The organism is Sorangium sp. So ce296, from assembly GCF_051529605.1.
Taxonomy (GTDB): domain Bacteria; phylum Myxococcota_A; class Polyangia; order Polyangiales; family Polyangiaceae; genus Sorangium; species Sorangium cellulosum_D.
In genome coordinates, this window is sequence record NZ_CP150325.1 from 11,406,449 (window position 1) to 11,431,367 (window position 24,919).

Here is a 24,919-nt window from a genome sequence, read left to right on the forward strand (position 1 = left end):
ACGATGCGGAACCGGCTGGCGAGTATCTGCCTTGTAGCTTCTGCCCTCTTGCTCTCCCCCGCCGTGGGGCACGCGCAGGCCGGCAAGGGTAAGCCCGTCGCGGCTGAAAAGGCGGACGCCAAGGGCGGCACGAAGCCCAACAAGGAGATCAACCTCGACGAGGATGCGGGCCCCGTGACCGCGGGCCAGATGACGGAGGAGGCGGCGCAGGCGAAGCGGCTGTTCGACAGCGAGCGGTGGAGCGACGCCGCGCGGCAGCTGAAGCGCGTCGTCGACGGCGACACGGGCGACGACGAGGGCAACCGTCAGATCGCGCAGTACCACCTCGCGATCGCGCTGTACCGGCTGCAGTTCTACCAGGCGAGCTATGCGATCTTCTCGCAGATCGCCGACAAGCCGAGCCACCTCAAGTTCAACGAGACGCTGCTCTGGCTGTCCAAGCTCGCGACGCAGCTCCCCGAGCCGGCGGACATCATCGAGCGCGTCGGCAAGTACAAGACCGAGCAGATCGCGCGGTTCAACAACCCCCAGCAGCGCGACCTCTACTGGCAGCTCAACTACCTGCTCGGCCGCTACAAGTACCGGAACCGGAACTACGAGGAGGCGATCGCCCTCTTCGCGAAGGTCGACCCCAACAGCAAGTACTACGTCCAGGCCCAGTTCTTCAGCGGCATCTCGTACGTGCAGCTGCGCAAGTCGGTGCCGGCGGTCAAGTCGTTCCAGCGGATCGTCCAGGCGATCGACGAGGGCGTCGAGGGCGTCGAGGACGAGGCGCGCATGCGCGACCTCGCGTTCCTCTCGATGGCGCGCACCTACTACTCGGCCTCCGTCCGCCTCGACGACAACAACGTCCCGACGATCGACGCCGCGAAGCTCTCGGCCGCCGTCAAGTACTGGAACCGCGTCGACGTCGCGAGCGAGTACTGGCTGGACAGCCTCTTCGAGCAGTCCTGGGCCTACTTCATGGCCGGGCTGTATCCGCAGGCCCTCGGCAACATTCACACGATCGAGTCGCCCTACTTCCCGAACTCGTTCTATCCCGAGGCCGACATCCTGAAGGCGGTCGTCTCCTTCACGATCTGCCAGTACGGCGACGCGACGACGATCGTCGCGAAGATGAAGAAGAAGTACGAGCCGATCAAGAAGGAGCTCGAGTCGATCCTGAACCGGTTCCAGGGGGAGGGGAACGAGGAGCGCTTCTTCCAGTTCCTCAAGGACGTGAGCGCCGGCAAGGCGAACCTGTCGCCGACGGTCCGCCCGATCGTCGAGAACGCGCTCTCGGATCGCCAGCTCCGCCGCAACATGGAGTACGTGCGCGTGCTCGACGAGGAGGGGGAGCGGTTCAAGAAGGCGCCCGTCAACTTCCGCAACTCTCCGGTGGGCAGCGAGGTGACCGACGCCCTCGAGTTCGCGCGGAGCCTCGCGATCCGGAACGCCGGCACGCTCGGCCGGGAGCGCTACCAGCGCAACCTCGACGAGCTCAACGAGCACCTCCGCGACTCGTCGAAGATCCTCATCGACATCACCGCGGCCGAGCGGAACAAGCTCGACCAGCAGGTCGTCAGCGGCCAGCTCTCGAAGGAGGACGCGCTCACGTACGGCGTCGTCAAGCCCGACGATGAGCACGTGCTGTGGCCGTTCGACGGCGAGTACTGGCGCGACGAGCTCGGCTTCTACCGGCAGGTCGTGACGTCGAAGTGCAGCAAGTGAGAGATTTCTTAAACGTTTGCCCCGCGGCTTGGGACCGCGGGGCAGGGAGCGCTTCCTCACGGGGGTCCGTGGCGGAGGGACGGAGATGGAGATGAAGCAGTCGAAGTTCGGTGTACTGCATGCGCTCCGCGCGGCGGCAGGCACGCTGGCCGTGGCGGCGTGCGCCGTCACGACGAGCCCCGCGTCGGCGGCCGACGCATGCATCACGCAGCCCGCGAAGGACGCGATCGCCGCGTGTCCGGGCGGCAAGCTGCAGGTGTCGGCGGGCAAGAAGCCGCAGGTCAGCTTCAAGTCGGCCCCCACGGGCATCCAGCTGAAGAAGCGCGACGACCTGACGAAGCCGGCCAACCCGACCGCGTCGCAGGCCTCGGCGCAGCGCGACGAGCGGCGCAACCGCCTCGCCCCGAAGGTGAGGAGCCTGCTGATCACCGAGATCCAGGGCCTCGAGAGCCTGTACGCCTCGACGCCGAAGAACGCGCCGGATCGGCCGAAGCTGATGCGGCGCCTGGCCGAGGGGTACGTCGAGCTGGAGTCGGCGGCGTTCCGCGACAAGACCGAGGGGCAGATCAAGGCGGACGAGGCCAAGCGGAAGAACCCGAAGGCCGTCGCCGGGATCCAGGCCGAGGTCGGCAAGGCCGACAAGATCCTCGTCGCCGCGCGGAAGAGCGCGATCAAGTACTACACGCAGCTGAAGACGCAGTACCCGAAGTACTGCCAGAGCACCAACGCGTCCGACCCCGCGAAGAGCACGGGCTGCACGGACGAGGTGCTCTACTACCTCGCGTACGAGTACGAGCAGGCGCAGCAGCTCGAGGACGCGCGCAAGGTCTACTTCGAGCTCATCAAGAACTGGCCCAACTCGAAGTACATCCCCAACGCGTACCTCGCGTTCGGCGAGCTCTTCTTCAACGAGGCGCAGGGCGACCCGTCCAAGTGGGACCTGGCCGAGCAGTCGTACGTCAAGGTCACCCAGTATCCGCCGCCCGAGAACAAGGTCTGGGGCTACGCCCACTACAAGCTCGGGTACGTCTACTGGAACAAAGGCGACTTCGCCCGCGCCATCAGCGAGTTCAAGAAGACGATCGAGTACGGCCAGCAGTTCCAGCAGATGCCGAACGCGGCCCAGCTCGCGGTCTCGGCGCGGCGCGACATCATCCCGGTCTACGCGCTCGCGGGCGACCCGCGGAAGTCCCATGACTTCCTCCGGCCGCTCAGCGGCGACTCGGGCGGCAGCTCCGAGAAGACGTTCAAGATGATGGACGACCTCGGGCAGAACTACCTCGACACCGGTCATTACAAGGAGGGCATCGAGCTCTACACCGACCTGATGACCCGCGATCGGGGCCCGAAGTACTGCGTCTACCAGGGGCACATCGCCGAGGCGACGCTCGCCATGAAGTCTGGCAACAAGGACCAGATCATGGACGTGCTCGGACGCCAGCTCGACGTCCACAACAAGTTCCAGGGCGAGGGGCACCCGGCGGACGCCAAGCTGAAGTGCTCCAACATCACCGCCGGCCTGATGACCGAGACGGCGATGGCCTGGCACCTCGAGGCGGTGGGCTCGGGCGGCGTGCGCGGCACCGGCGACAAGAAGACGATGCAGCTGGCCGCGCAGCTCTACGACAAGGTCGTCAACAACTTCAAGCAGGAGCAGTTCGCCAAGTTCGAGTTCCCCCGCATCCTGAAGGAGGACTGGCCGAACATCTTCAAGATCAAGTACGCGATGGCCGACCTTCTGTACTTCCAGAAGGACTGGGCCAAGTGCGGCCCCGCCTTCGACTCGGTCGTGGCAGAGGATCCGAACGGGCCGCAGGCAGCGGAGGCCGCGTACGCCTCGGTGCTCTGTTACCAGAACATCTACACCGAGACCCACAAGGACGGCTCCCACTTGAAGGGGTCCGGCAACCTCCCCGACGGGGGGGGGACGGGCAAGAAGGGCGAGAAGGACAAGAAGGCGGACAAGGCGAAGTTCCAGCCCAAGGACTTCAGCGACAGCCAGAAGGGCATGATCACCGCCTTCAACCGCTACGTCTGCTACATCAAGCCCGCCGCGAACGACAAGGAGGCGCAGGAGCAGTACGTCGAGGTGAAGTACGCGCGCGGCCGCACGTATTTCGAGGCGCAGCACTGGGAGGAGGCCGCGCTCGCGTTCCGCGACGTGGCGCTGAACCACGCCGACAAGGAAGTCGGCATCTACGCGTCCCAGCTCTACCTCGAGTCGCTCAACGTCCTCGGCGCGAACATGGACCCGCCGCGTCCGTCTTGTTACGACGACATGGCCGCGGACGTGCCCAAGTTCATCGACCTCTACTGCAAGGGCGGCAAGGAGAAGGAGAACGCCGAGCAGTGCGGCATCCTGATCCGCATCCAGCGCGACATCGAGCGCCTGCGCGCGCAGAAGCTGGTCGAGGCGGCGGACGCGTCCGGTGGCGTCGAGGCCCTCAAGAATTACGAGAAGGCCGCCGTCGCTTACATGGACATGTGGAAGAAGTACGGCGAGGCCGCCTGCGAGGCGAAGCAGCCCGCGTGCGAGAAGAGCGAGGAGGTCCTCTACAACGCCGCGAAGGCGTTCCAGGCCGCCCGCCTCATCGCCAAGTCGATCTCGGCTCGTAAGATCCTGCTCGATCCGCGGTACAACCTCCACAACACCGAGCTGGCGAAGACGTCGATCTACGAGATCGGCGGCAACTACCAGGCGATCGCGGTCTACGACGAGGCGGCGAGCTGGTACGAGCGCTACGCCCGCGAGAACCCGAAGGGGGAGAAGGCCGCGGAGGCGCTCCAGGACGCGGTCGTGCTGCGGCTCGGCCTCGGCCAGGAGGACCAGGCCATCAAGGACGCCGACCTCTTCAACAAGAATTACGGCAAGGCGAAGCCCGCGCAGACCGCGCAGATCGCGTTCGCGATCGGCGCGCACTACATCGACCGCGAGGACTGGGATCAGGCGCGCAGGCGGCTGTCGACGGCGATGCCGCAGATCGACCGCAACGCGACGTTCGACGTCCAGGTGCAGGCGCACGCGATGTACGCGCGCGTCCTCTTGCAGACGAAGAGCGTGACCCCGGCGAACGGCGAGTACAACAAGGTCCGCGGTTACTGGAAGGACCCCGCGGCCGCCATGAAGAAGCTCGACGCGATCGGCGGCGAGGAGCCGGAGAAGCTGCGCCGCCTCGGCAAGGTGCTGACCGCGGTGGGCGAGGCCTACTTCCACTTCGCGGAGCAGAAGCGGAAGGAAGTCGATAAGATCAAGTTCCCCGAGTACAAGGGCGCCGGGAACCGCGAGGACGTCCTCAAGCACATCAACACCAAGGTCGCGGACTGGGTGAAGAAGAAGCGCCCGGCGATCGAGGCGGCCGACGCGGAGTACCAGAAGATCCTCAAGCTGGAGCCGACGCCTCCGCCGAGGTGGGTCATCGCCGCCGGCGCGCGCGTCGGTCAGATGTGGGGCAAGTTCGTCGCCGAGTTCCGCGCCGCTCCCATCCCCAAGGAGTGGAAGGGGCACGGCATGGTGCCGGGCACCGACGTCTCGTACGACGAGATCCGCGGCGAGTACTACTCGCGCTTGGACGAGGCGAGCGAGCCGCAGAAGCAGATGGCGAAGGGCGCGTTCAAGACCTGCCTCGACCTGTCGGTGAAGTACCAGTACTTCGACGACTACTCCCGCACCTGCGAGGTGTGGCTGTCGAAGAACTACGGCGCCGAGTACCACCTCATCGACGAATTCCGCGGCTCTCCGTCGCGGGTCAACTCCGGCCTGAGCGATCGTCCTGCGCCGCTGAACCTCGACGGGACGCCCTTCCGCGAAGCGCCGACCGTCGCGGACAAGCCGGCGGCGGCGGGCAAGGAAGAGGGTGAGGACAAGAAGGCGGCGCCCGGCGGCTCGAAGGAAGGCTCGGCGCTCGATCGGGCCACGACCCGACCCAGGAAGTGATGGAGCGAAACATGAGAAGCATCACCTCATTGGCAGCGGTTGCGGTGCTCCTCCTGGCCGCAACGGGTTGTGGCGGCGGGAGCGTCAGCGGTACGTCTCGCGCGGCGAAGGATCCGACGACCGGCAAGGAGATCACCGACAGCAAGGGCAACGCAGTGTCGGTCGCGGCGGCCAACAAGTTCAAGACCGCCATGGACACCATGGTCCAGCACGACAAGGCGGGCGACTGGAGCGAGGCGACCTGCAGCTCGACGGCCCAGCTGTTCCTCGACGCGGCGGACGAGCAAGGGGACGCGACGTTCGCCGAGGCCATCTACAACGCGGGGCTCGCGTACCAGCGTTGCAAGAAGGACTCGGACGCGAAGAAGTACTTCCAGCAGGCGCTCCAGAAGAACCCGAAGTTCCACCCGGCGCGCGTCCAGGTGGCGCTCTACAACCTGGCGGAGTCGGGCGAGAGGAACATCGACGCGGCGATCAGCGAGATGCGTCAGGCCGCCGTCGTCGACGCCCAGTACAAGAACGTCGAGGCGCTCGTGCACCTCGCGCTCCTGTACATGAAGCGCGGCAACAACGTCGCCGACAACGACGGCCCCAACGACTTCCAGCGCGCGAAGCGGTACATCCAGAGCGCGCTGGCCGTCGACGACGCCTTCATGCCGGCGTTCAACCAGCTCGCCATCTACTACCTGGAGACGGCGAAGCAGAAGGCGGGCAGGAAGTCGGGCAAGGCGGTCGCGACCAACGTCAGCAAGCAGAAGAAGATCGACACGCAGGCGCTGGAGCTCGCCGCGCTCGTCTGCTCGCAGGCCATCCGCAAGAACCCGAACTACGCGCCGATCCACAACACCGCGGGCATGATCCAGGTCGAGCTCGCGAACCTGAACGGCGCCGTGCAGGAGTTCAACATCGCGAGGAAGCTCGACCCGACCTTCTACGAGGCGCAGATGAACTACGCGGCGGTGAACCTGCAGTTCCGCGGGTTCCAGCAGGCGGAGGAGGCGTACCGCGCGGCCCTGAAGATGCGTCCGAACGACTACGACGCTCACCTGGGGCTCGCGCTCGCCCTGCGCGGTCAGATCGACGACTCGAACTTCGACAACATGGTGGCGGCCGCCAGCGCCGAGCTCGACGCCGCCAAGAAGCTCGCCCCGGAGCGCCCCGAGACCTACTACAACGAGGCGATCCTGACCCAGGAGTACAAGGCGAAGTCGGGCGGCAAGTCCGCCGAGGGCGCCCTCATGTCGGCGAAGGGGCTGTTCGGCCAGTTCATCCAGAAGGCGGGCGCCAATGGCGAGTTCGCCGACGCGGTGAAGCGGTCGAAGGAGCGCATGGAGGAGATCGACCAGATCATCGCCTTCAACAAGCAGACCGAGGCCGAGCGCAAGGCGGCCGAGGCCGACATGAAGACGAAGGAAGCCGAGCAGGAGGCCGCTGCCGGGAGCGAGGGCGAAGGGGGAGAAGGGGCGACTCCGGCTCCGTAAGCAGCAGGAGCCTTGTCTCAGATGCTGTCGGACGAGCGCCGCGAGCGGCCCGAGCCGCCAGGGAGAGCGGGCGAGGAATACTGAAGTATTCCGAGCGAGCTCAACCGGCATGCCGGGCCGCGCAGCGGCGCGTCAGGCAGCGCGTCGAGCCCCCTTCTCTCCCTGACGTAAAGAGAAGGGGGTTCGGCGTTTTCGTCGCAACGCTCTGGGAACCTTGGGTGGATTCGGTTGTCGAGGCGAGCGTGGGTCGTGCTCTCCGTCGCACCGATGGCATGCGAAGCTGGTTGACCGGCCGCCGTGGTAGGCGGTACAATGGCACTGTAACCGCGTCGGAACATTGTCAGGAGGCTGGAATGAGAGGGTTGACCCGATTGGGTGCGGGAGTCGTGGCTGCCGTTCTTACGAGCGTGGTCGCCTCATCGGCGTTCGCGCAGGCCGCTCAGGGCGGCGGCGGCGCGAAGAAGGAAGAGGGCTACGGGTACGAGTTCTCCGACGATCCGCTGAACGCCGGCGGATTCGGCCCCAACGACGCCACCATCCGCGTGCGGCCCGGCCCCGTCCGGACGACGCTGATTCGGCCCCGTACCTCGTTCGTTCCGGAGATGCTCAAGTCGGTCGAGAACCTCTGATGTGCTGGGCAGGTTGGCACCTGCCCTGTCGATTGATCCCCCGGAGCCGGGGGCGTGCGCCGCGGGGCGTATAGGGAAGGCTGGCGGAGATGGAAGGCAAGCAAAGGGTCGCTCTCACATTTGCGCTCTACCAAAACGAAGCGCTCGTCCGTCGGGAGACGATCACGCAGGATATCGTCAAGGTAGGCAAGGACGCGAAGAGCCATCTGCGTGTCGATGACGAGCTTGCCTCGCGCATGCACGCGGTCATCGAGGTCGCCTCCCCGCAGGACATCACGCTCATCGATCTCGGCAACGAGCCGGGGACGATGGTGAACGGGGCGCGCGTCAACAAGTGCAAGATCAGCCCCGGGGATCAGCTCCAGATCGGCGGCACGAAGATCATGCTGGAGCGCGCCGAGCCGGTGGCGGTGGCCGCGGCAGCGGGCCCTGCCAAGCCGGTCCCCGCGAACCCGTTCGCGGCCGCGCCGCCCGCGAACCCGTTCGCCGCCGCGCCGGCCGCGAACCCGTTCGCCGCCGCGCCGGCGAACCCGTTCGCCGCGACCGCCGCGGGCGGGGCAGATCCGTTTGCCTACAACAACCCGTTCGCGCAGTCGGCGCCCGCGGTCGACGAGGTGCCCCCGGACGCGCCCGAAGGCTCCTACACGTACACGCTCGTGAAGAACGGGCCGGACGTGCCGAGCGAGGAGGTCGAGGTCCCGGCGGCGTCCGTCGAGATCATGATTCTGTGGGATGCCGCGGTGCTTCACGTCGCGCACCTCACGCCGCCGCGCTCCTTCTACGTAGGTGAGGAGGAGGGCAAGAACTTCAAGTGTGACTACTTCATCCCGTCGGAGAAGCTCGGCACCACGCGGGCGCCGATCGTCCTCGCCGACCGCTCGGGCTCGGTCTCCGTGGTGCTCCTGCCCCGCGCCACCGGCACCATCGAGATCCCTGGCACGCCGAAGATCACGGTGCAGCAGGCGATCGACCAGGGCCGCGCGCAGCCGTGCTCGGAGCTGTCGGGCGCCTACCAGATGGCGCTCCCGTCCGGCGGCAAAGCGAAGGTCGAGCTCGACGGCATCGTCTTCCAGGTGTCCGCCGTGAACGCGGGCAAGGTCGTGGCCGGCCACTTCCAGCTGGACACGCAGAGCCTGCTGTATACCGGCCTCTCCATGGCGGTGCACCTCGGGCTGCTCGCGGCGATGGCCTTCTTTATGCCGCCGCTCGGCGACACCGGCGAGGACGGGATCTCCGCGGACCAGCAGTTCCTCATCCAGCAGTACCTCGCGGCGGCCGCCGAGAAGGAGATGGAGGAGAAGGAGACCGAGCAGGTCGCCGAGAACGCCGCGGACAACAAGGAGGGCGGCACCGGCACGCGCGCCAAGGGTGAAGAGGGTTCGATGGGTAACCCGAACACCAAGGCCACCGGCAACCGCTACGGCGTCCAGGGCCCCGCGGACAACCCGGATCCGCACATCGCCCGCCAGGCCGCGCTGCGCGACGCCGCCGAGTTCGGCATGATCGGTCTGCTGAACGCCGGCGCCGGCGGCGACCCGAACGCCCCGACCGCGCCCTGGGGCCGCGACGATTCGCTCGGCAACGATCCGCTGAGCGCCCGCGGCAACATGTGGGGTGATCAGATCGGCGACTCCTTCGGTGCGGGCGGCCTCGGCCTCTCCGGTATCGGCGAGGGCGGCGGCGGGCGCGGCGAGGGTATCGGCCTCGGCTCGATCGGCACCATCGGCCACGGCGCCGGCACCGGCACGGGCCAGGGCTTCGGCTCCGGCCACGGCCGCCTCGGCGGGTCGCATCGCACCAAGCCGCCGCAGGTGCGCATGGGTGCGACGAGCGTGAGCGGTCGCCTGCCGCCCGAGGTCATCCAGCGTATCGTCCGCCAGAACTTCGGTCGATTCCGGCTTTGCTACGAGAACGGCCTCAGGAACAACCCGAACCTGCAGGGCCGCGTCGCGGTGCGCTTCGTCATCGGGCGCGACGGCGCGGTCTCGAACGTCGGTAACGGCGGCTCGGATCTGCCGGACAACGGCGTGGTCTCCTGCGTGGTGCGGGCGTTCTACGGCCTGTCGTTCCCGCAGCCCGAGGGCGGTATCGTCACCGTCGTCTACCCGATCATGCTCAGCCCTGGCGGCTGAGCCCGCCTCGCCCGTCGGCTCGCTCGAACGCCCCGCACGCACCGTGCGGGGCGTTCGCCATTTCCTGGACCGGACGCAGCAGGTGCGCGGCGTCTCCGGCGGTCGCCGCGCCCGCGATCGCGGGGGGGCGCGCTGGGCCGCCGCGCGGCGTCGCGTGGACGTCCGCCACGTCGCCGTGCGGCGTCGCGTGGACGCCCACCAGGTCGCCGTGCGGCGTCGCAGGGGAGGGGGGCGCGGGCCTGCCGGAAGGCGCTGCCGACCGGCGCAGGGGCGGGGTCTGAAGCCCTGGACTTCCGCGGTTCCCTCCGCCTATTCTCGCGACGCCGCGCGAGGTTGAACGCGCGCCACCTCAGGAAGCTTGTGACGGTGCCACACGGAGCGGCGCAGCCCGTCTCCGGATTGCTGAAGGAGCGGCGTAGCCGACTCCGGATTGCTGAAGGAGCGGCGCAGCCGGCTCCGGGGACTGCTGGACGGAGCGGCGCAGCCGGCTCCGGGGACTGTTGGGCGGAGCGGCGCAGCCGGCTCCCGGGACTGTTGGGCGGAGCGGCGCAGCCGGCTCCGGGGACTGTTGGAGAGGGGCGACGCGACGCCCGCGGTCGCTTGGACGCTGGCAGAGTCGATCCCATTCGAAAGGTGAGCAGATGAAGCTTGGAGCATTCTTGATGGTTGGGCTGGTCGCGGCGAGCGCGGCGGGGATGGGCTGCTCCCGGCATCGGCAGGAGGCCGTCATCCTGGCGAATCAGGCCGACAAGGAGGTCGCCGTCAACCCCGAGGGCGCGGCCAACAAGTACGAGCAGGCGACCAAGCTCGACCCCACGAACCACCGCATCTTCTTCAAGCTGGCGATGGCGTACAAGAAGCGGGACGAGTGGGATAAGGTCGCATCCACGCTGGCCCGCGCCACGCAGATCGCCCCGAAGTTCGCCAATTACTGGTTCGAGCGGGGCTGGGCGCTCGAGCAGCAGGCGAAGAAGAAGACGATCTCCTACGAAGAGGCCAAAGAGCCCTACCAGAAGTGTATCGAGAACGATCCCAACTTCGCGGACTGCTACTCGCAGCTCGGGAACGTTTACCTCTGGACGGACGACGAGCAGAAGGCGCTCGAGAACCTCACCAAGGCGATCGAGCACAACCCGAGCGAGATCCGGTACTACGCGGCGCTCGCCGACCTCTACATCCGCCTCGGCTACACCAAGGAGGCCGAGCAGGTGCTCAAGGAGGCGAAGTCGTTCGCGAAGCCTGGGGACAAGTACCTCTTCGGCGTCCACAGCCTGCTCGCGTCGGTCTACCAGGAGCGCGGCTCCACCGCGGAGATGGTGACCGAGCTCGAGGCCGCCAAGGCGGCCGCGCCGCAGGACGGCCCCGAGGCCGTACAGATCCTCTGGAGTCTCGGGAGCACGTACGCGACCCTGGATCCGCCGCGCAAGCAGGAGGCGATCCAGATGCTCAAGGGGTTCACAACGCGCGCCTGCAAGGGTTCGAAGGCGGCGAGCTTCAAGACCGAGTGCGAGACGGCGAACACGCTCGTCGCGCGGCTCGGTGGCTCGTGACGTCGCGCGCGGCGCGGGGCACGTAAGGCGTTTCAATCCGTTCGAAGGTCGGGGCCGAGGGTCGATAATCAATGGATCTTGCGCAGCGTCTCAATCATCTCGAGTCGGTTCATGACTGGCAAGGGCTCGTCGAGGAGCTCGAGAAGGGGATTGCGGCCGAAGGGGACGCGACCCGGAAGGCGGCATATCACCTGAAGCTCGGGCGGCTGCTCGAGGAGAAGTTCCTTCAGGCCGTCAAGGCGCTGAAGCACTTCCAGGACGCGTACAAGCTGAATCCAGCGCTGCTCGAGGCGCTGGAGTCGGCTCGTTCCATCTACTGGGACCTCGGCAAGACCAACATGGTCCAGAAGCTCCTGGAGCTTGAGCTGAGGAACTCGCCGGAGGGGACGGCGGCCGCCGAGCTCCTCGTGGAGCTCGGCGACGTGCTCTGCGACGCGGGCGATTTCGAGCGCGCAACGGCGACGTACGCGCGCGCGCTCGCCGCCTCGGGCGGGACGAGCGAGGAGGCGCGGGCCTGCCTCGGCGACATGCAGGTCGATCAGTCGTCGTGGGCGGCGCACATGGCGGAGCTGGTCGAGGCGGCCGACGCCGCCGCGACCACGAGCGAGCGCAAGCGGCTGCTGCTGCGCGCGGCGCGCCTCGCCAAGCGCTTCGATCGCGATCAGCTCGAGGGCCTGCTCCGGCGCGCGTACGAGGCGGCGCCTTCCGACAAGCAGGCCGCGGCGATGTTCGAGGGGCTGCTCGCCGAGGAGGAGCGGCCGCAGGCGATCGTCGAGACGCAGCGCCGCATCCTCGAGTCGCGCACCGGCGTGGCGCGCGGCGAGGCGGCGTTCAAGTTCGGCGTCCGCTGGGCCACGCGGCACCAGAACGTCGAGATCGGCTCGAAGCTCCTCGAGGAATCGCTCCGGTACGACCCCTCGAACGAGGCGGCGTTCGCCTACCTGCGCGAGCTCTGGGGGACGAAGGAAGGCAACTGGGAGCGCGTCGCCGCGCTGGCGGAGAGCGCCGCGAACCAGAACGGCACTTCGCCGTTCATGATCGCGCAGGCGGGCGGCATCGCCTGGCGGCAGCTCGGTAATCTCATCCGGGCGAGGAGCTGGTTCGAGCGGCTCTCGGCGGTCGCGCCGACGCACCCGAGCGTCAGCGCGTTCGAAGCGCAGATCGGCGAGCGCCTCACGGCCGCCGCGCCGTCCGCCGCCGCCGCGGCGCCCGCGCCGGTCGCCGTCGCGCCGGCCGCGCCCGCGCCCGTCGCGGCCGCAGACGCCACGCCGCTCCCCACGAGCGCGCCGGCGCCGGTCAGCGCGCCGGCGCCGGTCAGCGCGCAGGCGCCCGTGAGCGTGCGCGCGCCGATCAGCACGCCGGCCCCGGTCAGCGCGCCGGCGCCCGTGAGCGGCAGGGCGAGCGCCCCCGCGGACGCCCCGGCCGACGAGGTCAACGCGAGGTCCTCGGTCGCCGACATCGAGCCGGCGCCGCCGCCGCGCGCCCCCGCCGAGAGCCGGCCCGCCGATTCGGAGATCGGCCGGCGGCCGACCGCGCCGCCGCCCCCGGCCGCCGAGGTCGCGGGCCGCGTCGAGGAGCTCAAGGCGAAGGCCCAGAAGCAGGAGCAGGCGAAGCGGTACAACGAGTACGTCAAGACGCTGATCGAGATCGCCGAGGCGGTCTCCGATCCCGCCGAGAAGATCGAGAACTACGCGAAGGCGGCGGAGCTCTACTCGGGCAAGTTCTCGAACGCGGCCGAAGCGGTGAAGTGCTACGAGGCGATCCTCGCGATCGACGGCGAGCACCCGCAGGCGATCGACTTCCTCCGCCAGAGCTACGAGAAGCGGCGCGACTGGGAGAAGCTCATCGGGCTGCTCCGCCGCGAGGCCGCCGCGCTCCCGGAGGGCGGCGAGCGCGCCGCGAAGTACCTCGAGATCGCGAAGCTCGCGTCCGAGCGGGTGAAGAAGGTCGACTTCTGCATCGAGCTCTGGGACGAGGTCCTCGCGAACGATCCGGAGAACCCGGAGGCGCTGAACGCGCTGGCGGGCCTCTACGAGAAGAACAAGGACTACCAGGCGTTCGCGCGGGTGCTGCAGAAGCAGGTCGACACGACCTTCGACAGCACCCAGAAGCTCGCGCTCCTCAGCAAGCTCGCGCAGCTCTACGGCGAGCGCCTCAAGGACGACGAGGCGGCGGTCAAGGCCTGGCAAGAGGTGATCGCGCTGAACCCCCAGGACCGCAAGGCGCAGGAGGCGCTCAAGAAGGCGTACCTCCAGCTCCAGCGCTGGGACGATCTCGAGGTGTTCTACGCCGAGAGCGGCAAGTGGGACGAGTTCATCCGCGTCCTCGAGTCGCAGGAGGCCAAGGAGACCGACGACGCGGCCAAGATCAGCCTGCTGGTCAAGATCGCCGAGCTCTGGATGAACCAGAAGCAGAAGGCGGATCGCGCGGCGCGCGCCTACGAGAAGGTGCTCTCGATCGACGGCGCGCACCTCGCCGCGGCCGAGGCGCTGATCCCGATCTACACGCAGGCGAACAACCCGAAGGGGCTCGCCGGCGCGATCGAGGTGAAGCTCTCGCACGACCAGGACGACGCGTCCCGGCTCGACCTCTACCGGCAGGTCGCGGCGCTCTACGAGACGCGGCTCAAGGAGCCGCAGAGGGCGTTCGAGCGCTACCTCTCGGCCTTCCAGATCGCCCCGCAGGACGAGCAGTGCATCGAGGACGTCGAGCGGGCCGCGCGCTCCACCGAGGGGTGGGACGCCCTCATCGACGCCTACTCGACGGCGATCTCCCGCGCCGAGGGCGAGGGGGACATCGCGCTCGGGGTCGATCTCCGGCTCCGGCTCGGGCGCGTGCTGCTCGACGAGGTGAAGCGCATCGACGAGGCGCTCTCGCAGTTCCGCGCCGTGTACGAGGCGGACGGCGAGAACGAGGCCGCGATCAGCGCGCTGGAGCGGCTCTACCGTGAGACGGGCCGCTTCGGCGAGCTGCTCGGCATCTACGAGAAGAAGCTCGGCATCATCACCGAGCCCGAGGAGCGCAAGCAGATCCTCTACGCGATCGCCGAGCTGTACGAGGGCGAGCTGCGCGACCCGGTGCGGGCGATCGCGACGCACCGCCAGGTGCTCGACGACGAGCCGACGGACCCGCAGGCGCTCGCGGCGCTCGACAAGCTCTACCGCGAGCAGCAGGACTGGGAGTCCTACGTCGACGTGCTCCGCAAGCGGATCGACTCCCCGCTCGACGAGCAGGCGCTCATCGACCTCAAGTTCCGGCTCGGGAGCACCCTCGAGAAGCACCTGAACGATGCGGCGGGGGCGCTCGAGAACTACAAGGAAATCCTGATCCTCGATCCGGGCAACGACGCGGCGCGCCTCGCGCTCGAGGCGCTGCTCTCGAACGAGTCGCTGCGCGCCGAGGCGGCGGCCATCCTGCAGGAGATCTACGAGGGGCGCGGCGACTGGGAGAAGCTGATCCAGGCGCTCGAGATCCTCGCCGCGGCCGAGGGCGACACGGCGACGCGCGTCTCGCTGCTCCGGAAGGTGGCGCGGACGGCGGCCGACAGCCTGAGCGACCTGAACCGCGCGTTCGACGCGCAGTCGCGGGCGCTCAAGGACGATCCGTCGCACGCCGAGACGCGGGCCGAGCTCGAGTCGCTCGCCGCGCAGGCGGGCGCCTGGGACCGGCTCGACGTCATCTTCAGCGAGATCGCCGACTCGCTGAGCGACGCCCGGCTGAGCCGCGAGTACTGGATGCGGCTCGCGAGCATCCACGAGCGGCTCGGCAAGGTCGAGGACGCGGCGAACGGCTATCTCCGCGTGCTCTCGATCGATCCCTCCGACTCCGAGGCGCTGGAGGCGATGGACGCGCTCTACCGGCGCACCGAGCGCTGGGGCGATCTCATCGGCGTCTACCGGCGCCGCATCGAGCTCGTGCACGAGCCCGCCGAGCGCGAGAGCCTCTACGCGCAGATGGCCGAGGTCTATGAGCAGCGGCTCGGCCAGCCGGAGGAGGCGATCGCCGCCTACCGCGAGGTCCTCTCCACCGACGACACGAGCCTGGTGGCGCTGACGGCGCTCGACGGGCTCTTCAGCCGCCAGGGCATGTGGGAGGAGCTGGCCGACAACCTCGAGGCGCAGCTCAGCATCGCGACCGAGGAGGAGGCGCAGATCCGGCTGATGCTCCGGCTCGCCGCGCTGCGGGAGTCGCGGATGCGGCTCGTCGAGTCGGCGATCGACATCTACCGGCAGGTGCTCGAGCGCGAGCCGACCAACGTCGAGGCGCTCGCGGCCCTCGAGCGCCTCGGGAAGCTCCCCGAGCACGAGGTCGCGATCGCGGAGATCCTCGAGCCGCTGTACCGCCAGTCGGGCGACTACCAGAAGCTCATCGGGGTGCACGAGGTGCAGGTGCGCCGCAGCGACGACGTGACCCGCCGCGTCGAGCTGCTCCACCAGATCGCCGTGCTCTACGAGGACGCCGGCGGCGACCTCAACTCGGCGTTCGACACCTACGCGCGGGCGCTGAGCCAGGATCCGGCCTCGGAGTCGACGCAGGAGGGGCTCGATCGGCTGGCGCGCGCGACAGGTCGCTTCGCCGACCTGGCGCGCGTGTTCGAGACGCTGGCGGCGCAGCAGACCGACGCGGAGCTCGCGAGCACGCTCTACACGATGAGCGCGCGCATCTACGAGGGCGACCTCGGCGACATGGACAGCGCCGTCGGGCACTACCGGCGCGTGCTCGAGATCGATCCGCGCAACCTGCACGCGGCCGAGTCGCTCGAGCGGCTGTTCCGGACGTCGGAGCGGTACAACGAGCTGTCGCAGATCCTCCAGCAGAAGGCGGAGATCCTCGACGACCTGAACGAGAAGAAGCTCGCCCTGTTCCAGGCCGCGAGCATCGAGGAGGAGGTGCTCGAGCGGCACGACCAGGCCATCGCGGTCTACGGCAAGGTGCTCGAGCTCGACGCCGAGGATCTCCGGGCGATCGACGCGCTGACCAAGCTCTACCTCAGCCTCTCGCGCTGGCAGGAGCTGCTCTCGGTCTACGCGAAGAAGGCCGATCTCGTCCTCGATTCGAACGAGAAGAAGCGCATCTACTACCAGATCGGCGCGGTGTACGAGCGCGAGCTCGGCAACGTCGCGAGCGCGATCGACACGTACCAGCGGGTGCTCGAGATCGATCCGGACGACCTGCAGGCGCTCGGGCGGCTCGACGTCCTCTACCAGACCTCGCAGAACTGGCTCGAGCTGCTCAGCGTGCTCCAGCACGAGGCGGAGATCACCGCGGATCCGGCCGAGGGCATCAGCTACCAGTACCGGATCGCGGAGCTCTACGAGAAGCACCTCGACGACGTGTCGAGGGCCATCGAGCTCTACCGCGATTTGCTCCAGCAGATGCCCGACCACGAGCCGACGCTCCGCGCGCTCGAGCAGATCAAGGACGGCACCCGCGATCCGCTCGGCGCCGCGCTGGTCCTCGAGCCGATCTACGACGCGTCCGGCGAGTGGCAGAAGCTGATCAGCGTGCTCGAGGTCCGGGTCAAGGTGGCCGAGGACCCGTACGAGAAGGTCGACCTGCTCCACCGCATCGCGCGCCTCTCGGAGGAGATGCTGAGCGACCACGTGACCGCCTTCGAGACGTACGCGCGGGCGGTGACGTTCGACATCGGCAACGAGGAGTCGCTCTCGAACCTCGAGCGGCTCGCGATGATGGTGAACCGCTGGCCGCAGGTCGCCGCGCTCTACGACACGGAGCTCGGCCGGCTCGGCGAGGAGCCGGGGCGCTTCGTCGAGCTCGGGCTGCGGCTCGCGCAGATCTTCGAGACGCAGCTCGACGACATCGACAGCGCCGTCGCGCGCTACCGGCGCGTGCTCGAGGTCGAGCCGGAGAACCAGACCGCGATCGCCTCGCTCGACCGCCTGTTCACGGCGACCGAGCGGTGGAGCGACCTCGTCACGATCCTCTCGCGCGAGTCGGAGATCGCGCAGTCGCCGGACGAGATCCTCGAGTTCAAGTACCGGCTCGGCGTGGTGTACCAGACGCGGCTCAACGACCTGCCGGCGGCCATCGCGGCGTACCGCGAGGTGCTCACCGCAGCCCCCGAGCACTCGCCCACGCTCGAGGCCCTCGAGGGGCTCTTCGCGGCCGGGATCAAGCAGATCGAGATCGGCGCGATCCTGGAGCCGCTCTACCAGGCGGCGGCGGAGTGGGAGAAGCTCGGCGGGGTGCTCGAGGCGGAGCTCACCCACCTCACCCAGGAGCCGGATCGGCTGTCGATGTACTACCGGCTCGGCGAGCTCCAGGAGGAGCGCCTCATCTCGCCGGACGGGGCCCTCGCCGTCTTCATCCGGGCGCTGAAGGAGTACCCGCGCGACGAGAAGACGCTCGAGGAGGTCGAGCGGCTCGCCGGCTCGGTCGACGGCGGCTGGGAGCTGCTCGCGAACGCGTACGCCGACGTGCTGGGCATCCACGCCGACAAGGACGTGCAGACCAGCATCGGCAAGCGGCTCGCGCGCGTCTTCGAGACCGATCTCAGCGACGTCGCCAAGGCGGAGGAGACGTACCGGTACGTGCTCGGCATCGAGCCGCTCGAGGCCGAGGCGCTCTCGAACCTCGACCGGATCTACACGCAGCTCGAGCAGTACCCGGAGCTCGCGAGCGTGCTCGAGCAGCGGGTGCGCGCGACCGAGGATCGCCCGGAGCTCGTCGACCTGTACCTCCGGCTCGGCCAGACGTACGAGGAGCGGCTCGGGCAGCTCGACGACGCCATCCGCGCCTTCCGGCGCATCTTCGACGAGCTCGAGACGACGAACGAGCAGGCGATCAGCGCCCTCGAGCGCATCTACACGACCAAGGGCGCCTGGACCCAGCTCAAGGTCGTGCTGGAGCGGGAGCTCGAGAACGCGATGGGCGACAGCCAGGAGGCGGACATCCGCGCCAAGATGGCGCACCTGCTCGCCGATCGACTGAACGACGTCCAGGGCGCGGTCGAGACGTGGAAGCGCGTCCTCGACCTCCGCGGCGAGGATCCGGAGGCGCTCGGGGCGCTGTCCAACCTGTACGAGCGGGTCGGGCAGTGGGCCGAGCTCTGTGACGTCCTCGAGCGGCACTACGACATCGCGATCGACGACGAGTCGCGCGTCGCGGTGCTGCTCCGCCGCGCCAAGCTGTTCCACGAGCAGCTCGGCCGCGACGACTCGGCGCTCGACGACTACCAGCGCGTGCTCGACATCGACTACGCGAACCTCGAGGCGCTCTACGCCATCGCGGCGATCTGGCGGCTCCGCAACGAGCCCGAGCAGATCGTGAGCGCGCTCCACCAGACGGTGGATCGGGCGCGCGACGTGCTGCCGGCCGAGAACGTGATCGCGCTCTACCGCGAGCTCGGGACGACCTACCAGCACGTCCTCGGGCAGGCCTACGACGCGATCGACGCCTGGCGGAAGCTGCTCGAGGTCGACCCGAAGGACTTCGAGGCGATGGCCGCCCTGGAGAACCTGCTCCGCGCCGAGGGGCGCTGGGTCGAGGTCATCGACGTGAAGATGGGCCGGGCGGCGGCCTACGAGTCGCCGGCCGACAAGGTGCGCGAGTACCTCGAGGTGGCGCAGATCTGGGAGCACCAGGTCGAGGAGAAGGACCGCGGCACGCTCGCGTACGAGAAGGTCCTGGAGCTCGACCCGACGCACGACCAGGCCTTCGCGGCGCTCGAGGAGCTCCACGACGCGGCCCGGCGCAGCGAGCCGCTCATCGAGCTCTACCTCGCGCGGCTCGAGTCGCGCGAGGAGGTGCACGAGAAGACCGACATCCTCCGCAAGGTGGCCCGCGTCTTCGAGGAGCAGCTCGAGGACAGGCCCCAGGCCTTCGACGCGCTGCTCACGGCGTTCGAGATGGACTACTCCGACATGGAGACGGTCCGGTACCTCGAGCGCATGGCGCAGGCGACGAACCGCTGGCCCGAGCTCGTGCAGACGGTGAACGGGTGGCTCCAGCAGGAGACGGCCCCGGTCCAGAAGATCACGCTCTGCCTGCGCCTGGCCAAGTGGTACTCGGAGGACCTCGGTCACCCCGAGTACGCGCAGCCGTACTACCAGCAGATCTACGCGTACGACCCGAACAACGTGGCGGTGCTGCGCCAGATGGCGAACTTCTTCAAGAAGACCGGCCAGTGGCAGCGGCAGGGCGAGATGCTGACGAACGCCCTCAACGTCGCGGTGATCGACGTCGACCGGAAGGAGATCCTGACCGAGCTCGGCGAGGTGCTCGAGAAGCACATGGGCGAGGTCGAGCAGGGGCTCAGCTTCTACCGGCGCGCCCTCGACGTCGATCCGCTGCACCTCCCGGCCCTCGAGGCGCTGGAGCGCATCTACACGGATCGCGACCAGTCGAACGACCTCGTCGACGTCCTGCTCCGCAAGGCGAAGGCCGTCAGCGAGCCCGACGTCGTCGCGAGCGTGAAGCTGCGCACCGCCGGCCTCTACGAGACCAAGCTCGGCCTCATCGAGAAGGCCGGCGCGGTCTACCGCGAGGTGCTGGACATCGACGCGTCGAACCTGCTCGCGATGCGGGGGCTCGAGCGCGTGTACACGACCACCCACCAGTGGCCGGATCTCGTGCGCGTCCTCGAGATGCAGCTCGACGTGGTCACCACGGAGCGCGAGCGCATCGACGTGCTGATGAAGATCGCGAACCTCCAGGAGGAGCAGTTCCTGAAGCCGGATCTCTCGGCCGCGCGGCTCGAGCAGGTGGTCGAGATCGACCCGTCGCACGAGCCCGCGCTCGAGGCCCTGGAGCGCTGCTACCGCCGGCTGCGGCAGTGGCACGACCTCATCAACACGTACGACCGCCACATCAACGCCGCCGAGGATCGCCAGAAGAAGATCGAGCTCTGGTCCCATACGGCGAAGGTCTACGCCGAGGAGATCGAGGACCTCGACCGCGCGATCGACGCTTACCTGAACATCGTCGACATCCAGGACACGCACGTCCCGTCCCTGGAGGCGCTGGCGAAGCTCTACGAGAAGCAGGACAACTCGTCGAAGGCCATCGAGTACATGACGCGCGTCGCGGACCTGACCGTGGACGGCAAGCAGCGCGTCGACATGTACTACCGGATCGGCCGGCAGCTCGACGAGAAGCTCGGCGAGCGCGGGCTGGCCCAGGAGCGCTTCGAGATGGCGCTCGATCTCGACCCCACCCACGTGCCGACGTTGGCGGCGCTGCGGGTGATCGCGATCGACGCGGCCGACTGGGATCGCGCGGCGCGCTACCTCGAGCAGGAGCAGATGAACACCGACGCGCCCCGCGCCAAGGCGCGGCTGCTCGTCGAGCTCGGCAAGCTCCGCGACGACATGCTCGGCGAGCACGCGCTCGCCGTGCAGGCGTACGAGATGGCGCTCCAGAGCGACCCCGACAACGAGGACGCCGCGATGCCGCTCCTCAACGAGTACGTCTCCACGGAGCGGTGGGCCCAGGCCGAGCCGCTCGCGGAGATGCTCGTCAGGAAGAGCGGCAAGCGCGACCGTTCAGAGCAGCACCGGCTGCAGCGGACGTTCGGCAAGGTCCTCGAGCGGCTCGGCAAGGACGAGGCGTCGCTCAAGGCGTACACGGCGGCGCACAACCTCGATCTCACCGACCAGGAGACGATCCGGGGCCTCGCCGACGTCAGCTTCAAGCTGAACGACTGGGCGAGCGCGCTGACGAACTACCAGAAGGTGCTCACCAGCCTCGACGAGGCCGAGACCGAGGAGCGCGCCACCGTCTACTACAAGCTCGGCTGCATCAAGCAGGCGCAGGGGCAGTCGAAGCAGGCGGTCAACAACTTCGAGAAGGCGCTCGGGGCCGATCCGTCGCACCGGCCGACGCTCGAGGCGATGGTCGCCGTCTACGACGCGCTCAAGGACTACAAGCAGGTCTGCCACTACAAGCGGCTGATCCTCGACAACATCATGGACGGCGCCGAGCGGTTCAGGATGTTGAACGAGATCGGCGACATCTGGGTCGAGAAGGAGAACAACATCCCGAAGGGCGTCGAGGCCCTGGAGGAGGCGCTCGATCTCGAGCCGCAGAACCACGTCCTGCTCCACAAGCTGCTCCAGCTCTACCAGCGCACGGGGCAGTGGGAGCAGATGGTGGACTGCCTCCAGCGGATCGCGGACCTCGAGCCGCAGCCGGATCGCAAGAGCCGCTACCTCTACACGATGGCGCAGATCTACCGCGACAAGCTGGAGGACCCGGCGCGCGCGGTGGAGCTGTTCAACGAGACGCTGGACCTGAACCCGCACTCCCTCGAGGCCTTCGAGCGCATCAACAAGATCCTCACGGCGCAGAAGGAGTGGAAGCAGCTCGAGCGGGCGTACCGCAAGATGCTGCACCGGGTCGCCGGCAAGGGGAACACGGACCTCGAGTACAACCTCTGGCACGCGCTCGGGCTCATCTACCGCGACCGGCTCGGCGACCGGACGGCCGCGGTCGAGACGTTCCGCATGGCCTCGCGGCTCAAGCCCGAGGACGCGACGGAGCACCTGATCCTGGCGGAGCTCTACGAGCAGTCGGAGCAGTTCGATCTGGCGACCAACGAGTTCCAGGCGATGGTCAAGATCGATCCGATGAAGATCGACCCGTACAAGCGGCTCTACCGCCTGTACGTCGACGGCAAGCGCTACGACCAGGCCTGGTGCGTCGCGGCGGCGCTCGCGTTCCTCCGCAAGGCCGATCCGGACGAGCAGCAGTACTTCGAGGACTACCGCCCGCAGGGCCTGATCCCGGCGAAGAGCCGGCTCGACAACGAGCAGTGGATCAGGAACCTGTTCCACGAGGAGGAGAACCTCTACGTCGGCAAGATCTTCGAGATGATCGCGGGGGCCGCGCTCAGGGCGAAGATCGAGACGCTGAAGCAGAGGAAGGAGCTCCCGGTCCTCGATCCGCGGTTCCTGCAGGATCCGGCGACCTCGACGGTGACGTTCGCCCGGACCTTCGGGTGGGCGGCCAACGTCCTCGGCCTCCCGGCGCCGCGGCTCTACGTGCGCAGCGACGTCCCCGGCGCGCTCGTCGCGGTGGCGAACGAGCAGCCGGCGTCCGTCGCGGGGCAGACCGTCCTCACCGGGTTCTCGCCGCAGGAGCTCACGTTCATCGTCGGCAAGCACCTCGCGATGTACCGCGGCGAGCACTACATCAAGACGCTGTTCCCGACGGTCACCGAGCTGACGGTGCTCCTGTTCGCCGGGATCAAGCTGGTCGCGCCCGACACGCCGGTGCCGCAGGACATCGAGAAGCAGATCATGGCCACCGCGCAGACGCTCCGCGGCTTCATGCAGCCGATGCAGCTCGAGGGGCTCCGCATGGTGGTCAAGAAGTTCCTCGCGGAGGGCGCGAAGGCGAACATCAAGCGGTGGGTCCAGTGCGTCGACATCACCGCGGCGCGCACCGGCCTGCTCCTCTCGGGCGATCTCGAGATCGCGAAGAAGATCATCGCCGCCGAGCCGCAGCAGCCCGGGGATCTCCCGCCCCAGGACAAGCTCAAGGAGCTGATCGTCTTCTCGACAAGCGATCAGTATTTTGCGCTGCGTCAGGCGCTCGGCATCGCCATCGGCGAGGGGTGAGCGCGCGCGTCGGTGAACCCTAAATAGCTGAATCTACATCGGAATCAGAGCATCCGAGGCCGGGGGCGGCTCGCTCCCGGCCTCGGATCGCTCTATGCCGTCGGGAGGCACATATCCATGAGTCTGCTTGACGAGTCAGCAATCCTTACGAACGATCGGGTGCTGTGACCTCATCATCGATGATCGTCCGGCTCCCCGTGCAGTCCGCGAGAGGCTTCGGGAGATACAGGCTGATCGCAAAGCTGGGGCAGGGTGGGATGGCCGAGGTCTTCCTCGCTGCGCATCGCGGCCCGCTCGGCTTCGAGAAGCTGGTCGTGATCAAGCGGCTCAAGCCGGGGATCGCCACCGAGCCCGAAGTCAACGCGATGTTCCTCGACGAAGCGAGGCTCGCCGCGCGGCTGAACCACCCGAACGTCGTGCAGACGTACGAGTGCGGCCAGATCGACGACCAGTACTACATCGTGATGGAGTACCTGGAGGGGCACTCGCTCGATCGGATCTGCAGGAAGATCGACCCCTCGCGTCACCGCGCGGTGTACCTGGCGATCCTCTCGGACGCGCTCGCCGGGCTGCACTACGCGCACGACCTCATGGACTTCAACGGGCAGCCGCTCCAGGTGGTCCACCGCGACATCAGCCCGCACAACATCTTCGTCACCTACGACGGGCAGGCGAAGGTCGTCGACTTCGGCATCGCGAAGTGGGCGACGCGCGACGCGGACACGAGCACGGGCGTCGTCAAGGGGAAGATCCGGTACATGGCGCCGGAGCAGGCCCTCGCGACGACGGTCGACCGCCGCGCGGACGTCTTCTCGATGGGCCTGATCTTCTGGGAGCTCGTCGTGGGCGAGCGCTTCTGGGGGGATCTCTCCGACGTGCAGATCCTCCAGCGGCTCACGTTCGGCGAGATCCCGCAGCTGCGCGAGCGGTGGCCCGCGGCGCCCGAGGCGCTCGATCGGATCTGCTCGCGCGCCCTCGCGATGGCGCCCGAAGAGCGCTACGCGACGGCGGCGCAGATGCGCGAGGACGTCGAGGCCTACCTCGCGACGATGGGCCGGCGCCCGTCGTCGGCCGAGATCGGCCGCCTCATCGGCGAGACGTTCGCGAACCGACGGGCCGAGGTGCGGTCCGCCATCAGCGACCAGCTCGGGCGGCTCCACGCGGCCTCGGGCGAGGGCGCGGAGGAGTTCGAGATCCTCCCGGTGCTCGAGGAGCGCGGCGCGGTGCCGTGGTCCCAGCGCATGCCGGTGTCGCAGATGGCGCAGCAGTTCGCCGCCGCGCCGGTCGCGGATCCGATGCTGGGCGACGACAGCTCGCGCGAGGACAGCATCTCGAACCGCCAGACGATCCCCACGATCATGGTCGCCAACACCAAGCCTACCGGGCGCAAGGCGCTCTTCTGGGGCGCGGGGGTCGCGCTGCTCTCCGTGCTCTTGATCGGCGGCACGTGGGCGGTCGTCTCGCAGTTCCCGATGAAGGAGGACCAGGAGCCGGTGGCCACTCCGGTCGACCCGACCACGCCCATGGTGATCCAGCCCGCGCCGGCGCCGCCCGTCGCCAACCTCATCGAGCTCCGGATCATCGCCACGCCGATGGACGCGAAGATCTACCTCGACGACGTGGAGCTCCCCAGCAACCCGTTCTTCGCGCGGTTCAGCCGGGATGGCACCGGACACCGCATCCGGGTCACGGCCGATGGGTACACCCCGGAGGCGCGCTTCGTGGTGTTCACGCGCGACGAGGTGCTGACCATCAACCTGCGCCCGGTGCAGACGACGCCCACCAAGCAGGGCGGCGGCTCCGCGCCCCGGAAGTGACGGGCAGGGCCGCGGCCTCGCCGTAGCCGCCCGGGCGGGCGCGCGGCCCAGAGGGCGCGCGGCGGCCCGGCGGGCGGCGCGGTGGCC

General features: G+C 68.3%; 8 protein-coding genes. All 8 read left to right on the forward strand.

What is annotated here, in order from left to right; all coding sequences use genetic code 11:
- Positions 1 to 48 precede the first annotated feature (48 nt).
- The 8 genes from WME98_RS42195 (at position 49) to WME98_RS42230 (ending at position 24,832) form a co-directional block, all read left to right on the forward strand.
- Positions 49 to 1,710, forward strand: a complete 1,662-nt coding sequence (locus WME98_RS42195) for a tetratricopeptide repeat protein (protein WP_437338175.1) — start codon at positions 49 to 51, stop codon at positions 1,708 to 1,710.
- Positions 1,711 to 1,801: 91 nt separating this feature from the next.
- Complete coding sequence (locus WME98_RS42200) at positions 1,802 to 5,644, forward strand: hypothetical protein (protein WP_437947298.1); 3,843 nt, start codon at positions 1,802 to 1,804, stop codon at positions 5,642 to 5,644.
- An 11-nt stretch (positions 5,645 to 5,655) separates the two neighbouring features.
- On the forward strand, positions 5,656 to 7,125 hold the full coding sequence (locus WME98_RS42205) for a tetratricopeptide repeat protein (protein WP_437947299.1): 1,470 nt from the start codon (positions 5,656 to 5,658) through the stop codon (positions 7,123 to 7,125).
- Positions 7,126 to 7,478: 353 nt separating this feature from the next.
- Positions 7,479 to 7,754 (forward strand): hypothetical protein, encoded by a 276-nt coding sequence (locus tag WME98_RS42210; protein WP_061622314.1) that lies wholly within the window; start codon positions 7,479 to 7,481, stop codon positions 7,752 to 7,754.
- Positions 7,755 to 7,843: 89 nt separating this feature from the next.
- The gene (locus WME98_RS42215) at positions 7,844 to 9,886 is read left to right on the forward strand and encodes an AgmX/PglI C-terminal domain-containing protein (protein ID WP_437947300.1); all 2,043 of its coding nucleotides are present in this window, start codon (positions 7,844 to 7,846) and stop codon (positions 9,884 to 9,886) included.
- Positions 9,887 to 10,527: 641 nt separating this feature from the next.
- Complete coding sequence (locus tag WME98_RS42220; protein WP_437320457.1) at positions 10,528 to 11,436, forward strand: tetratricopeptide repeat protein; 909 nt, start codon at positions 10,528 to 10,530, stop codon at positions 11,434 to 11,436.
- Positions 11,437 to 11,507: 71 nt separating this feature from the next.
- A complete protein-coding gene (locus WME98_RS42225; RefSeq protein ID WP_437947301.1) occupies positions 11,508 to 23,015 on the forward strand; it encodes a tetratricopeptide repeat protein in 11,508 nt (3,835 codons plus the stop codon).
- A 164-nt stretch (positions 23,016 to 23,179) separates the two neighbouring features.
- A complete protein-coding gene (locus WME98_RS42230) occupies positions 23,180 to 24,832 on the forward strand; it encodes a protein kinase domain-containing protein (RefSeq protein ID WP_437947302.1) in 1,653 nt (550 codons plus the stop codon).
- Positions 24,833 to 24,919 lie beyond the last annotated feature (87 nt).